Source organism: Rhizobacter sp. AJA081-3 (genome assembly GCF_017795745.1).
Classification (GTDB): Bacteria; Pseudomonadota; Gammaproteobacteria; order Burkholderiales; family Burkholderiaceae_C; genus Piscinibacter.
Window position 1 is genome coordinate 3,201,507 of record NZ_CP059067.1, and the last position, 12,434, is coordinate 3,213,940.

General features: G+C 61.7%; 18 protein-coding genes. All 18 read left to right on the forward strand.

All coding sequences use genetic code 11. From position 1 onward, the window contains the following. Positions 1 to 148 precede the first annotated feature (148 nt). The 18 genes from HZ992_RS15260 to HZ992_RS15345 all read left to right on the forward strand — a co-directional run bounded on the left by HZ992_RS15260 (position 149) and on the right by HZ992_RS15345 (position 12,413). Entirely contained in the window at positions 149 to 586 is a 438-nt protein-coding gene (locus HZ992_RS15260) for a hypothetical protein (protein WP_209382691.1), read from the forward strand. Between the two features lie 195 nt (positions 587 to 781). Beyond that, complete coding sequence (locus HZ992_RS15265) at positions 782 to 1,249, forward strand: hypothetical protein (protein WP_209382692.1); 468 nt, start codon at positions 782 to 784, stop codon at positions 1,247 to 1,249. Between the two features lie 146 nt (positions 1,250 to 1,395). Next, positions 1,396 to 1,917 carry a hypothetical protein gene (locus HZ992_RS15270; RefSeq protein WP_209382693.1) on the forward strand — a complete coding sequence of 174 codons (522 nt, stop codon included), beginning with the start codon at positions 1,396 to 1,398 and terminating at the stop codon, positions 1,915 to 1,917. A gap of 140 nt (positions 1,918 to 2,057) precedes the next feature. After that, the gene (locus HZ992_RS15275; protein ID WP_209382694.1) at positions 2,058 to 2,678 is read left to right on the forward strand and encodes a hypothetical protein; all 621 of its coding nucleotides are present in this window, start codon (positions 2,058 to 2,060) and stop codon (positions 2,676 to 2,678) included. Positions 2,679 to 3,369: 691 nt separating this feature from the next. Then, a complete protein-coding gene (locus tag HZ992_RS15280; protein WP_209382695.1) occupies positions 3,370 to 3,894 on the forward strand; it encodes a GNAT family N-acetyltransferase in 525 nt (174 codons plus the stop codon). Between the two features lie 737 nt (positions 3,895 to 4,631). Further along, the gene (locus HZ992_RS15285; RefSeq protein ID WP_209382696.1) at positions 4,632 to 5,135 is read left to right on the forward strand and encodes a hypothetical protein; all 504 of its coding nucleotides are present in this window, start codon (positions 4,632 to 4,634) and stop codon (positions 5,133 to 5,135) included. A 233-nt stretch (positions 5,136 to 5,368) separates the two neighbouring features. Next, complete coding sequence (locus tag HZ992_RS15290) at positions 5,369 to 5,689, forward strand: heavy metal-binding domain-containing protein (protein WP_209382697.1); 321 nt, start codon at positions 5,369 to 5,371, stop codon at positions 5,687 to 5,689. Positions 5,690 to 5,875: 186 nt separating this feature from the next. After that, positions 5,876 to 6,220, forward strand: a complete 345-nt coding sequence (locus HZ992_RS26160; RefSeq protein ID WP_209382698.1) for a rhodanese-like domain-containing protein — start codon at positions 5,876 to 5,878, stop codon at positions 6,218 to 6,220. 145 nt (positions 6,221 to 6,365) lie between these two features. Further along, positions 6,366 to 6,719: a hypothetical protein gene (locus HZ992_RS15300; RefSeq protein WP_209382699.1), complete on the forward strand. Its 354-nt coding sequence runs from the start codon at positions 6,366 to 6,368 to the stop codon at positions 6,717 to 6,719. Between the two features lie 193 nt (positions 6,720 to 6,912). Then, a complete protein-coding gene (locus tag HZ992_RS15305) occupies positions 6,913 to 7,587 on the forward strand; it encodes a hypothetical protein (protein WP_209382700.1) in 675 nt (224 codons plus the stop codon). Positions 7,588 to 7,726: 139 nt separating this feature from the next. Next, complete coding sequence (locus HZ992_RS15310) at positions 7,727 to 8,134, forward strand: DUF2784 domain-containing protein (protein WP_209382701.1); 408 nt, start codon at positions 7,727 to 7,729, stop codon at positions 8,132 to 8,134. Between the two features lie 159 nt (positions 8,135 to 8,293). Then, positions 8,294 to 8,728 carry a hypothetical protein gene (locus tag HZ992_RS15315; RefSeq protein ID WP_209382702.1) on the forward strand — a complete coding sequence of 145 codons (435 nt, stop codon included), beginning with the start codon at positions 8,294 to 8,296 and terminating at the stop codon, positions 8,726 to 8,728. Between the two features lie 164 nt (positions 8,729 to 8,892). Then, positions 8,893 to 9,744, forward strand: a complete 852-nt coding sequence (locus tag HZ992_RS15320) for a hypothetical protein (RefSeq protein ID WP_209382703.1) — start codon at positions 8,893 to 8,895, stop codon at positions 9,742 to 9,744. A gap of 223 nt (positions 9,745 to 9,967) precedes the next feature. Then, positions 9,968 to 10,339, forward strand: coding sequence for a GFA family protein (locus HZ992_RS15325; RefSeq protein ID WP_245213502.1), 372 nt, complete (start codon positions 9,968 to 9,970; stop codon positions 10,337 to 10,339). A 155-nt stretch (positions 10,340 to 10,494) separates the two neighbouring features. Beyond that, on the forward strand, positions 10,495 to 10,797 hold the full coding sequence (locus HZ992_RS15330) for a hypothetical protein (RefSeq protein ID WP_209382704.1): 303 nt from the start codon (positions 10,495 to 10,497) through the stop codon (positions 10,795 to 10,797). A 216-nt stretch (positions 10,798 to 11,013) separates the two neighbouring features. After that, positions 11,014 to 11,298: a hypothetical protein gene (locus tag HZ992_RS15335; RefSeq protein WP_209382705.1), complete on the forward strand. Its 285-nt coding sequence runs from the start codon at positions 11,014 to 11,016 to the stop codon at positions 11,296 to 11,298. A gap of 222 nt (positions 11,299 to 11,520) precedes the next feature. After that, on the forward strand, positions 11,521 to 11,814 hold the full coding sequence (locus tag HZ992_RS15340; protein WP_209382706.1) for a hypothetical protein: 294 nt from the start codon (positions 11,521 to 11,523) through the stop codon (positions 11,812 to 11,814). Positions 11,815 to 12,101: 287 nt separating this feature from the next. Continuing rightward, complete coding sequence (locus HZ992_RS15345; RefSeq protein WP_209382707.1) at positions 12,102 to 12,413, forward strand: GFA family protein; 312 nt, start codon at positions 12,102 to 12,104, stop codon at positions 12,411 to 12,413. Positions 12,414 to 12,434 lie beyond the last annotated feature (21 nt).

Sequence of the window (12,434 nt, forward strand, 5' to 3'; positions counted from 1 at the left end):
GTCACTCGAGTGGACTGCCACCGGCAAGGCACTTGGCCCGCGAGGCGCTCACTGTCATCATTCGCCTCGCGGGCCAAGCGCCTTCCCGGCGTCAGCCCCTCAGCTCAAACGTTAGGCCGCACATGAGACTGTCTCTGGCTTTCGCTCCGTGAATCCCCTCTCTTCCATCTTTGCTGCTTGCAGTCTCGTTGCATCCCAGGCTCTTGCGAGTCCGAGCATTGGTTCGCTGGCCGAGAGCGATCAATATCCGCCGGAGTTCTGTCAGTTCTTCGCCGGCAAAGCGCGCATGAGTGTCGTCCTGGAGTTGAAGTACTGGGAAGCAAAGATGCGGCTGGACGGCAAGCTCGTGCGCCTGAAAGTTGAGGAAGCGAAGTGCCTCCGAAACTGCGTTGTTCCAGGGGAGAGTGGAGTCAGGGTCTTCAGGTTGTCGGCGCCAGGCGTAGCTGCCACCCTGACGAAGAAGGTGTCATGTGCCCGCGATGCGGAAGTCTGCGGGGGACTGGAAGAAGGTGGCGCGCGGCTTGAAGTGTCGACCTCGGCAGGTCGAACTGCTATGCCAATCTGGGGAAAGTACTGCGACATGTAGCCGAGTGCGGCCTAACCCTTCGCTCGAGCGGACTCGCACCGGCATGGCACTTGGCCCGCGAGGCGTCCTAGGTCATCATCCGCCTCGCGGGCCAAGCGCCATCCCGGCGCTCGCCCGCTCAGCTCAAACGTTAGGCGGCACGGTGAACCATCAGCGAGTACAACTCAAGTGAAGCTCTTTGCGAGCATGGCATCCTTGGTCCTCCTGTTCGCGACAGGAACAGCTAGCGCTCAATGTGATCCACTGGAAGCGGAGAACCCGGAGCGAGAAATCGCACACCTGACTGGCCACGCCGTGCTCTATCCCATGGATGCAGCGCGGCACGAAGAGATCACTCGTTGTCTGTTTGCTCTTTTCGAGGATCCAACCCACAGCTTGGCGTCGTTGACCTGGAACGTCACGAATGCGCTGCTGCGAATCCTCGCCGCGGATCCGCAGCGCTTTCTTGTCTACCTTCCCACGGTTCCGCTGTCTCAAAAGCGGGCTTGGTACTCGGCGTTCCGCTATGCGGCCGTGGTGCATCAGGGACGTTGCCCAACTCCAGACGCCTTCGCCCTAGCAATCGAAGCACTGCGTCGAACCCAGGCTTCCGGCACGAGAGGTCGAGAGAAGGCGGCCACCCTAAGGTCACTGCAACTGCAATCTTGCCGCGTGCCGGAGTAAGCCTGCCGCCTAACCCTTCGCTGGAGCGGACCGCCACCGGCCTGGCACTTGGCCCGCGAGGCTCCCAGGCTTAGCATCCGCCTCGCGGGCCAAGCGCCATTCCGGCTTCGGCCCGCTCAGCTCAAACGTTAGGCATCATCAAACGCATGGCGGCATTCGAGACGCTTGATTGGGGCAATCTGGATGTCTTTGCCATCCTCGTTGGAGATGGCGTAGCCACCATCGAACCAAGCTTTGCACACCGTTCGCTCGGCTGGCTGCGGTCGCACTCATACGAGATTGCGCCCCTAGACTTCAGCGGCGGCATTGGTCCCATAGTCGCCCGCTTGGGCGAGCTTTTCCAATGGGAACAGCAGTTTGGCTACAAGCTCACTCCCGACGACCGGAATCTCGCGCGACTCAATGACGGGTTCTGGTACGAAATTCCGGAACGAGGCGGTCTCGTCCTGGAGCTTCGAGAGTTGGAAGCGGCGTTTGCCGAGGATGCCGATTGGAGTGCAGGCTTCTTGCGCATCATCTCAGAGCACAGCCGTCGCCAGTTGGCTCTTGGCCGGCGCTTCTTCGCAGTCGCGCACGTATCAAGTGGCGAGTCCCCGATTGTTGGTTGCTCATTGGGGGAGAGGTCAGTTCCGTACCCCTACCCATTCCCGCAGCGAAATGATGCCTAACCCTTCGCTGGAGCCGACTCGCACCGGCATGGCACTTGGCCCGCTTCCCGGAGTGGTCCATCATCCGTACAGCGGGCCAAGCGCCACACCGGCGCTCACGCCTCAGCTCAAACGTTAGGCCTCACAAACAGGTGCTCGCCATGCCGATCGAAATCGTGTCGCAAAGCTTCACAGTAGGGCTCAGATCCAGCAAGTCCGCTTCTAGCTTTGGCCTGATCGTTTCCTTTCGCGAACTCTCGAACGGCAATCCACGACTCGTGATCGGCGCGCCCGGTCAACCGAATGTAGTGCGCGTACTGCAATTGGGTGACGCGGTTCTGTACGAAACCACTGCTCACGGCCTCATTGAGGTTCGCCTAGCCGAGATTCGAAACGGTGAAGTCGATATTCTTGTCACAAGAGTCAGTCCAAGGCTTGGGTTCACTGCCGGGCTGGACGAGACCGATGTCCAGAATGCTCCATTCGCGCTTGATGAGATTGCGGCGGTACGGAAAGGCGTCGAGGCTATCCGGGCTGCAATGGTCGATCGCGACGATGTTGAGCCCGAGAAGCTCGAACTCCTGACCCGAAAGCTGGAGGAGATTGCTTCCGCAGCACAAAGGATGGGGCGCAAGGACTGGACCATGTTCGTGGCGGGCACGCTGACAAACATCATCGTAGGAGCCGCATTTGCGCCCGACGCAGCGCGCGCATTGCTCGTCGCGACCAACTCCGCCTTGGGTTGGGTCCTCCAGAACGCCATTCGGCTACTTCCCATGTGAGGCCTAACCCTTCGCTGGAGCGGGACCTCCACCGGCATGGCACTTGGCCCGCGAAGCGCTCGCTGTCATCATCCGCTTCGCGGGCCAAGCGCCTTCCGGCTCCGGCCCCTCAGCTCAAACGTTAGGCATCAGGGGCCACACGGCGAGCCATCTCGTGGCAGCCCACTGACGAAAGGCTTTGCGGCCACACCCCAATGTCACTCGCATCAGTTCTAACCATCGCAGCGTTGCTACTTGTAGGCGTGGCAGTCGGGCTTCTCGCTTGGCTAGCAATCACTCAACCCGGCTTTTCTTTCCATGGCATCTGGGCCCGAGCCCTCGCCGGCCACAAGCCTTCGCGCGTCTATATGGCCCTGGTTCTACTGGCCTTCACGCTAGCACTAGCGGCACAGGTAATCCGTATCGTTGAATCCAGAAGCTCTCGGCCCCAATCAACAGCTTCTCCCGGCCTCAGCAGCCGTGGGTTCGTAGCAAGTACTCCCTGGTTACATGCGCCTCCCTCCCTGCATTCGCATACAGGTCTCATGTCGGCGCACGGAGCTGATGCCTAACCCTTCGCTGGAGCCGACTCGCACCGGCATGGCACTTGGCCCGCTTCCCGGACTGGTCCATCATCCGTCCAGCGGGCCAAGCGCCACACCGCCGCTCGCGCCTCAGCTCAAACGTTAGGCCGCACAGGGAACATCAGCGCATGTTGGGGCCGGAGTTCAATACCGAGCGTCTGCTGGTACGTCGCTGGCACGACTCCGATCTGCCTGCCCTGCTCGCCGTTTATGGCGATGCCGAGGCCATGCGCTGGGTGGGTGATGGTCGAGCCATCACGCACGAGGAGTGCGTCCAATGGCTTGGGGTCACTCGCGCCAACTACGAGAAGCGCGGCTATGGCATGTTCGCCATCGAGGAGCGTTCCTCTCCCGGCGTCATTGGCTTCTGCGGCATCGTCCATCCCGGCGGCCAGCCGGAGCCAGAGGTCAAGTACGCCCTGCTCCGCTCTCACTGGGGTCGAGGCTTGGCCACAGAGGCTGTGTCGGGCCTCATCGCCTACGGCGCCTCCAAACACAACCTGGCCTTCATCATCGCCACCACCGCGCCGCAGAACGTCGCCTCGCACAGGGTTCTGCTCAAGGCCGGTATGCGGCGGGCAGAGCTACGCGCCAACGACGATGGAACACACACCCAATTGTTCCACTGGCGCTCCGGCCACAGTGCGGCCTAACCCTTCGCTGGAGCGGACCTCCACCGGCCTGGCACTTGGCCCGCGAGGCTCTCAGGCTTAGCATCCGCCTCGCGGGCCAAGCGCCATTCCGGCGTCGGCCCGCTCAGCTCAAACGTTAGGCCGCACAAGCAACGGATCCGCATGCCCTGCGCGTATTGCAAGACCGTCAACACCATCTGCTTCTGGGGCCCCATGCCGGAGAAGCCCTGGAAGCGCTCCGTCCTGTTGGTGCTGTCCGTCGTTGGTGCAGCAGCAATAGGAGCGATCCTTTGGCTCGCTTGGACTAAGGCATCAAGCGTGGTGCTTCTTCTGCTAGCGGTACTGCTGTTCGCGTTGTGCGTGCTTGGTACTCTGGTTGCGCTGGCTGGTTGCAATGCTTGTGTTGCTCGCATCTTCGGTAGTCTGTAGGCAAGCTTCCCAACGAGCGCGCGAGAACTCCAGCTTGGCAAGCTCTTCTCAAGGTGTGCGCTGGCAACCTCAACGCAACTTCGCGGTCGGCCTTTCCGTTCGGCTTTCACCAGTCACCACAAGCATGCGCCAGTGCGGCCTAACCCTTCGCTGGAGCGGACCTCCACCGGCCTGGCACTTGGGCCGCGAGGCTCTCAGGCTTAGCATTCGCCTCGCGGCCCAAGCGCCATCCCGGCGTCGGCCCGCTCAGCTCAAACGTTAGGCGTCACATGCCAAGCGCTCAGTCAGACGAGTCACTGCTGAACTTGGTCACCAGTGCGGGGCACCGGATGGATCAACTGTTCGTCGGCAGTGAGGTCTACGTTTCGTCCGGGCGCGGCCCGTACGCCGACGGCTCGACCTATGGGCCCCTTCAGGGTATTGGCGACTCTCAGCGCTCCGCACTTCTTGAACTCTTGGCGAGGCTTGGCGCCGATTGCTTTGAGTCACGCGAAGCCCTAGACGCCGACGTTTGTCGCGTGAGGCAATGGAACACCATCTACGCCGAACTGGACGCGCTACTCAGGGCCCTCCCGTTCTCCGCCGTGAACGGCTCGCCGACCTACTTCATAGTCGACTACGGCAATGGGCAGCACAAGATTGAATGCGAAGCTTCCGAGTACTTCGAGCCAACCGTGCTCAACGCCATCCAGGTTGTTCTGCGCCGCCACTCATCGACTTGGGAGGTCATGCTTGCTGGGGGGCCGAAGCTTGGTCCGCAACAAGCTCTCAGCGTCTTCCCCGACCGAGTTGTCCCCCATTGGTCCAACGCGCAGTGGTACGGTGACGCCTAACCCTTCGTTCGAGCGGACCTCCACCGGCATGGCATTTGGCCCGCGAGGCGCTCAGGCTTAGCATGCGCCTCGCGGGCCAAGCGCCACACCGGTTCCGGCCCGCTCAGCTCAAACGTTAGGCGTCACCTGGCCCGACGGGTCCACTACCCTCGTAGCCCTCCCCACTTGCGCTTTCCCCGTTTGGCTACCATCTGACCAGCAGCTGTTCTTCAACGACGAAAGGAGCCCTTCTCATGATCCTCACGACAACGCCGAGCGTCGAAGGCAAGAAGATCACGAGCTACTTCGGCCTCGTAGCCGGCGAAGCGATTCTGGGCGCGAACTTGTTCAAAGATTTGTTTGCCGGAATCCGGGATCTTGTTGGCGGGCGTTCCGCCACGTACGAGCGAGAACTTCAACGCGCACGAGACATCGCACTGAAGGAACTCTCGGAACGAGCGCAGGAACTTGGAGCCAATGCTGTCGTAGGTGTCGACTTGGACTACGAAGTCCTTGGCCAGGGGAACGGCATGCTCATGGTCTCAGCAAGTGGCACTGCAGTCTTTGTCGAGTGACGCCTAACCCTTCGCTCGAGCCGACCCGCTCCGGCAAGGCACCCTGGCCGCCCAGAGCCCAGTACCATGATGCTCTGGTCGGCCAGGGCGCCTCGCCTCCACGGTCGGCTCAGCTCAAACGTTAGGCGTCACACCCATCGCCGACTCACGCACCCGGCGCTCCGAACTCTAAGGAGCACTATGTCGATGCCATCCCCTGCCTCAAGCATCGGGCGAGCAGAACTGGCTGAACTGCTCGCCTCCGGGGTGCAAGTGCGCATCCTCGATGTGCGACGTGCCCCTGCGTTTGAGAAGAATCCGGTTGTTCTCCCCGGCGCTCTCCGTGTGCCCCCAGATACGCTCAGCGCCTGGGCGGCGGACAGCTCAGCAGAAAGATCAGTGCCACTGGTCGTGTACTGCGTATATGGGCACGAGGTGAGCCAAACAGCCGCCGTAGAGCTTGAGGCCCTCGGATTCACAGTTCGCTTTCTCGCGGGCGGCATCAGTGAATGGCAATCTTCGGGTGGAGCCACCTCCGCCGGTGACGCCTAACCCTTCGCTCGAGGCGGACCTCCACCGGCATGGCACTTGGCCTGCGAGGCTCCCGCTGTCTATCATCCGCCTCGCAGGCCAAGCACCATCCCGGTTCCGGCCCGCTCAGCTCAAACGTTAGGCCTCACACAACCTCCGCTCTGCCATGGTCTCCATTTCGATCACAGAGGAAGCGCAGTGCGTGATCCGTGAGCGGTACGAATTGCTCTGCGGCGACGATGAAACCATAGTGCCATTTCTGGTGCTGCAATGGATGTCTCGCGCCATGGAGAGCAGCCGCGGGCCGGATGGTCGCGTGGTATGGGAAGAAGTAGCTCCAGCTCAATGGGCAGCTGAAATCGCTGGATGGGAGCAGGAGCGTGGGCAGAAGTTGAAGGAGCACGCTCTACGCATTGGGGGCTTGAGCGTACTTCTCGACATGCATGCCGAATCAGCCAAGGGCAGCTTCCTCGTAGACGCAGTCAACGGAAAGCTAGTCGTCAAAGCTACCGCCCCGTGATCCTTCGCCACCCAACGTCCTCATACCGACAATGCGGTCGCAGCGAGTGAGGCCTAACCCTTCGCTGGAGCGGACTCGCACGGGCATGGCACTTGGCCCGCGAGGCTCTTAGGCTTAGCATCCGCCTCGCGGGCCGAGCACCTTCCCGGCGTCGGCCCGCTCAGCTCAAACGTTAGGCCTGCCAGGAGCCACAATGTTCGCTGGCCACATCGGAGTCGCACTAGCTGCAGCGCGAGTCGAGCCTCGCGTCAATGTCGGCATCTTCGCCGCCGCCTCGCTCCTGCTTGATCTCCTGCTCTGGCTCTTCATCCTCTTCGGCTGGGAGTCGGTCGCAATTCCGGCCAACTTCCCGCGAACGCACCAGCCAGAGTTCGTGTTTCCGTACTCGCACGGCCTGTTCGCCAGCGTCCTATGGTCTACCCTGGCAGCAGCGTTCGTATGCTTGCTGACCAAGAGTCGCGTGGGTGAGAAGAAGTCGCGCTCAGCGCTCCTGGTTGCGGTGGTCGTCTTCTCACACTGGCTCCTCGACGCACTGGTTCATCGGCCAGAGTTGCCCATCACAGGCGCAGCCTCACATCAGGTGGGGCTCGGCCTTTGGAACAACATGTCCGCTGCCCTTGTGGTCGAAGCTGCCCTTGTCCTCGTGGGCGCGCTCCTGTTCTTCCCCGGCTGCGGCTTGTCCCGTCGGAAGAAGGTCGCCCTTGCTGTACTCAGTCTTCTTGTGCTCGCGTTCACGGTCGTCGGAATGACCGTGGCGCCAGCCCCACCTTCGGCTACCGCCATGGCGGGGAGCTCGCTGGGTACTATCGTCCTCGTGTGTGTGCTCATTGGCTGGCTCGGGAGTGGTGCACGTGAGAGGCAGGCCTAACCCTTCGCTGGAGCGGACCGCCACCGGCCTGGCACTTGGCCCGCTTCCCGGTCTGGTCCATCATCCGTCCAGCGGGCCAAGCGCCATACCGACGCTCGCGCCTCAGCTCAAACGTTAGGCGTCACCATCAGCCCCCGTCGTGCCCTACCAGCCTCTAGCTGATGCAGTGCTCGTCATCCACTTCGGAGTCGTGCTCTTCGTTGTGGGAGGCCTTGTCGTGGTTGTCGCGGGAAACTGGCTGCGCTGGCGCTGGGTCAATCAACTATGGTTCCGGCTGGCACATCTCGCTGCCATTGCCGTCGTAGTTCTGCAAGCCTGGTTGGGTCAATACTGTCCGCTCACAACCTTCGAGTCCTGGCTTCGCGTCCAGGCTGGTGCAGCAGCGTACGAGCGGAGCTTTATCGAGCATTGGCTCCAGCGACTCATCTTCTATGAGGCGCCGTTCTGGGTGTTCACGGTCGCCTACACAGCGTTCGCAGTGTTGGTGTTGCTGGTTTGGTGGCGCTATCCACCACGCCGCGGTTCAGGCAGAGGCAGCGACGCCTAACCCTTCGCTGGAGCGGGGCCTCCGCCTGCCTGGCACTTGGCCCGCGAAGCGCTCGCTGTCATCTTCCGCTTCGCTGGCCAAGCGCCATTCCGGCTCCGGCCCCTCAGCTCAAACGTTAGGCCTCACAAGACAACCCCTCGCGTCACAAAGAGATCTCTCATGAGCTACGACCTCGCCGTCTTTGATCCAAAGGCTGAGCTTCGCGATCGCGCCCGGTTCGAAGAATGGTACGACATGCGTACCGAGTGGGAAGACGATCTCGACTACAACAACCCCTCCAACGCGACGCCAGCACTACAGGCTTGGTTCCACGAAATGCGGCAGGTGTTCGCCCCGATGAACGGGCCGCACTCATCAGACGACGTTGGAATGAATGACGATGAGCTTCTGGCTGACTACTCGATTGCCAACGATCTAATCTACGTCACGTTCTCCTGGGGCAACGCCGAAGCTGCTTACCTCAAGACCAAGGAGCTTGCGGAGGGGCGGGGCGTTGGCTTTCTAGACGCAAGTGGCGACGAAGGAGCCGCGTGGTTCCCGGGCCAAGGCGCCTCACTTGTAGTCGTTCACGTAGCGCCCCAGTCCGACGAGTGAGGCCTAACCCTTCGCTGGAGCAGACCGCAACCGGCCTGGCACTTGGCCCGCGAGGCGCTCAGGCTTAGCATGCGCCTCGCGGGCCAAGCGCCATCCCGGCGTCGGCCCGCTCAGCTCAAACGTTAGGCCTCGCAAGGCGACTGTCAGTGACCGCGGAACTCTAAATGCAACCCCATCACGCCGCGATTGCCGTCGCCCTGCTGATCTACACCGGCTTGGCAGGAGCAGCAGAGCCTCGTTTCGGCGAGCTTCCCGCCGGATCTGTGACCACTTCGGAGACTCACGACGTCACTGCCGAGATTTGCCGCGATCATCTCTTCGACCCGGCGATCGTGCAATCCGCGCTACCAACTGGATACCGGCTAACCACGGCAGCTCGCGCCGCCACCCGCGATCCGGCACTCGCGGCGCTTCTTCTGAAGACTCCAAAGTTGCGCGACTACGCGATGGGAAGCCTGTGTTTCGTTTCTGCTGGCAGGTTCGAGGTCGACGGCGTTTCCGTGCAAGCCGCTCCACCTGTGCCACTAGCATTCTGGTGGGCAGTCGCTGAGGGTCCTCGACACGCAGCCATGCGCGGGAAGGCCGCATGGGTCCAGCTGAGGAGTTGGTACTCGTCAGCCATCAAGTGCCAGGCGGCAGTTCTCGGAACGGACCCGATGGCCGAGTTCAGCGACATCCGAGTCGAGCAGGTTCAGGCCAACCAGTGGCGCGTACGCTTAGTCCTGCCCGGCGAGACGGTCACAGCAGACATAAGCAGTGCGGGTCCTCTCGTTCCGTCACGCGCCGCGCAGCCAGGCTACATGTCCGTCCCTATGAGCGGTCGCGCATCCGACTACTTCTCAGTCTTCACATACTTCGGCCACCATCATCAAGAAGCACGAGGCGAGTGGAGTGCAACCGGCACCGGCCTCTTCAGTGAAGCCTTCTCCATCGAAGGCGAGTCAGGAGTTTTCGGCACCATCTTCCAAGCCGGTTGGAGGTCTCGGGCCGGCCTGTATCGGTTCTCGTCTCAGTAGCGGCGCGAGCAGCGATGCCTAACCCTTCGCTGGAGCCGACTCGCACCGGCATGGCACTTGGCCCGCGAGTCGCTCGTTCTTATCATCCGCCTCGCGGGCCAAGCACCACGCCGGCGCTCGCGCATCAGCTCAAACGTTAGGCGTCACAGGAGGTTCCGTGGTTCTTCGTGCAAGCTGCTTGTGCCAAGGCATCGCTCTCGAAATCGATGGCTCGATCCGCGACATGCTCTTCTGCCACTGCACGATGTGCCGCAAGGTTCACGGTACAGCCTTCAGAGCTCGAGGTCGCGTGAGAACCAAAGACCTCCGGTGGGTCCGCGGCGAGGAACTGGTCCGCTACTACGAGTCATCACCTGGTGAGCACCGGGGCTTCTGCTCAGTTTGCGGCTCCAACATCTTCACCAAGTTCACTGCGCGGCCTCAAGAACTGGGGCTTGCGCTCGGAATTCTTGATGACGATCCGGGAAGTCGGCCAACGTGCCACGTGTTTGTTGGTTCGAAGGCTCCCTGGTACCAGATCACCGACACATTGCCACAGTACGAGGCTTTCCCTCCAGTCCACGTTCAACCGCGATTCCGAGAAGGTGACGCCTAGCCCTTCGCTCGAGCCGACTCGCGCCTCAGCTCAAACGTCAGGCGTCGCAAGGTACCCGCGCTGTCGGTGCGGTGCTCCTTCAACTCCACACCATTGAAGCCAAGCCAACTCCGCACGACAACATTGCAGGCCTTCCGAAGTACCCGCGCAGCCCAATGAACTACCTTGAACCTTGGTACGCACTCGCGGAAGACGAATGCGCCGATCTAAGCGCCGAGCTCACCCGAGAACTGCCAGTGGGGCATGAGCTGGAGGGCATTTCAGTTAAGTGCCTCGCGCGCCGCCAAGATCGCGATGATGTCCTCTTCGAACTGAAAGATGGTTCAGGCCGCTTGGCCGCCGTTCATCTCACTTGGCAAGTTGAGAGCAAGCCGCCCTGGCCAAGTGCAGTCATCTACTCGGGGCCTCCGGAGTGGCTTGCCGCCATGAAACAACACCATTCCGAGTACGACGCCTAACCCTTCGCTGGAGCGGACCGCCACCGGCCCGGCAATTGGCCCGCCCAGCTCAAATGTTAGACGGCTCACACAACCATCCTTGACCGCACAGCGTGTTCCACATTGACCCGTGGAGGTTGACGCCCGACAAGGCCGGGCGCTCAGACATTCCTAAGTTCCGACGCCCACACTAGAAGCACAGTCAGCGTCGACTGGGCCCGGTCAAAAGGAATCACCATGAACCTCAGCAACATTGGCGTAGTGCTGTGCCTCGCGGCAGGCGTGACCAGCTTCTCTTCGTATGCCGGCGGCCATCGCAAGGAGTCTCAGGGCGATCGTCACGTCCAATCCAGCATGCAACGCGTCGCTGTCCGTCCCAAGGCCGGGGAACCTGGCTATGGCTGGCAGTACTTTACCGATGCACGCGCTGGCAGTGCAGTTGTCATCAGCCCCAGCGGGAACTACTACCACAGCCAAGGAGATGGCCTCAAACTCGTGTTCAAGGCAAGCGAAGCCACCTAACCCTTCGCTGGAGCCGACTCGCACCAGCACGGCACTTGGCCCGGGAGCCCGTCGTTCGTATCATCGGCCTCGCGGGCCAAGCTCCATCCCGGCGCTCGCCCGCTCCGCTCAAACGTTAGGCGTCAGAACCCCACAGCTCGCCAGATGCCGCGTATGCCGACTTCCCCGCGATTGAGCCTCTTCGTCCTGCAAGTTCAAGTTGGGCGTGGAACGAATGCAGAGATGCCGGCGCACCTCGCCGGCGCCTTCGTGCCGGCCTTCGCGACTGCCATGGATCATGAGTCTGCGGCAAGAGCCGCCGTCTATGCGCTAGGCCGCCAGGGCTTCTTGTTCCAAGACATACAGGGACCAATTCATCAACTGGATGCCACGCGATGGAACGAATACGTGCAGTCCACCTGGCCGGAACTTGCAGCGCACTTCCCACCGCAGAGTGAGGTTGTTCAGATGCTCGGCACAGAGTCGGTGTTCTTCGGCCCGTTTGCCGGTTACGAATCGGCAGGGGTTGCCCAGTAGGTCATCCATGCCGGCACCCGAGCGCAAGAGCGAGGACTGACGCCCAACCCTTCGCTCGAGCCAACCCGCTCTGGCAAGGCGCCCTGGCCGCGAAGAGCCCCTACCATGTTGCTCCTGTCGGCCAGGGCGCCTTGCCTCCACGGTCGGCTCAGCTCAAACGTCAGGCCTCGCACGCGACGCACGTGCGCTCCGCGTGGCAACATGAGGCATTCGTTCGCCTCACTTCGGGAGTGCTCGTGGGTTCTCGTCCAATACAGAAGTACCAAGGCTCCTGTCACTGCGGTGCCGTGCGCTTCGAGATCGAGACAGACTTCCCCGAACTAACCATGTGCGATTGCTCCATCTGCAGGCGCAAGAACGCGCTCATGGTCAAGGTGCACGAGAGCCAGTTTCGCCTCCTGGCCGGCGAAGAGTCCCTCACCGAGTACCAGTTCCACACCAAGACTGCGCGGCACTTCTTCTGCAAGGCCTGCGGCATCTACCCCTTCCACCGCAAACGCGTCACACCGGAATACTTTGGCATCAACGTGCATTGCCTCGAAGGGTTCTCACCTGAAGGTATTCCTTTGCGCCAGGCTGTCGGCGCTTCAATGCCGTAGCCATGCCACCAGCGAGGCCTA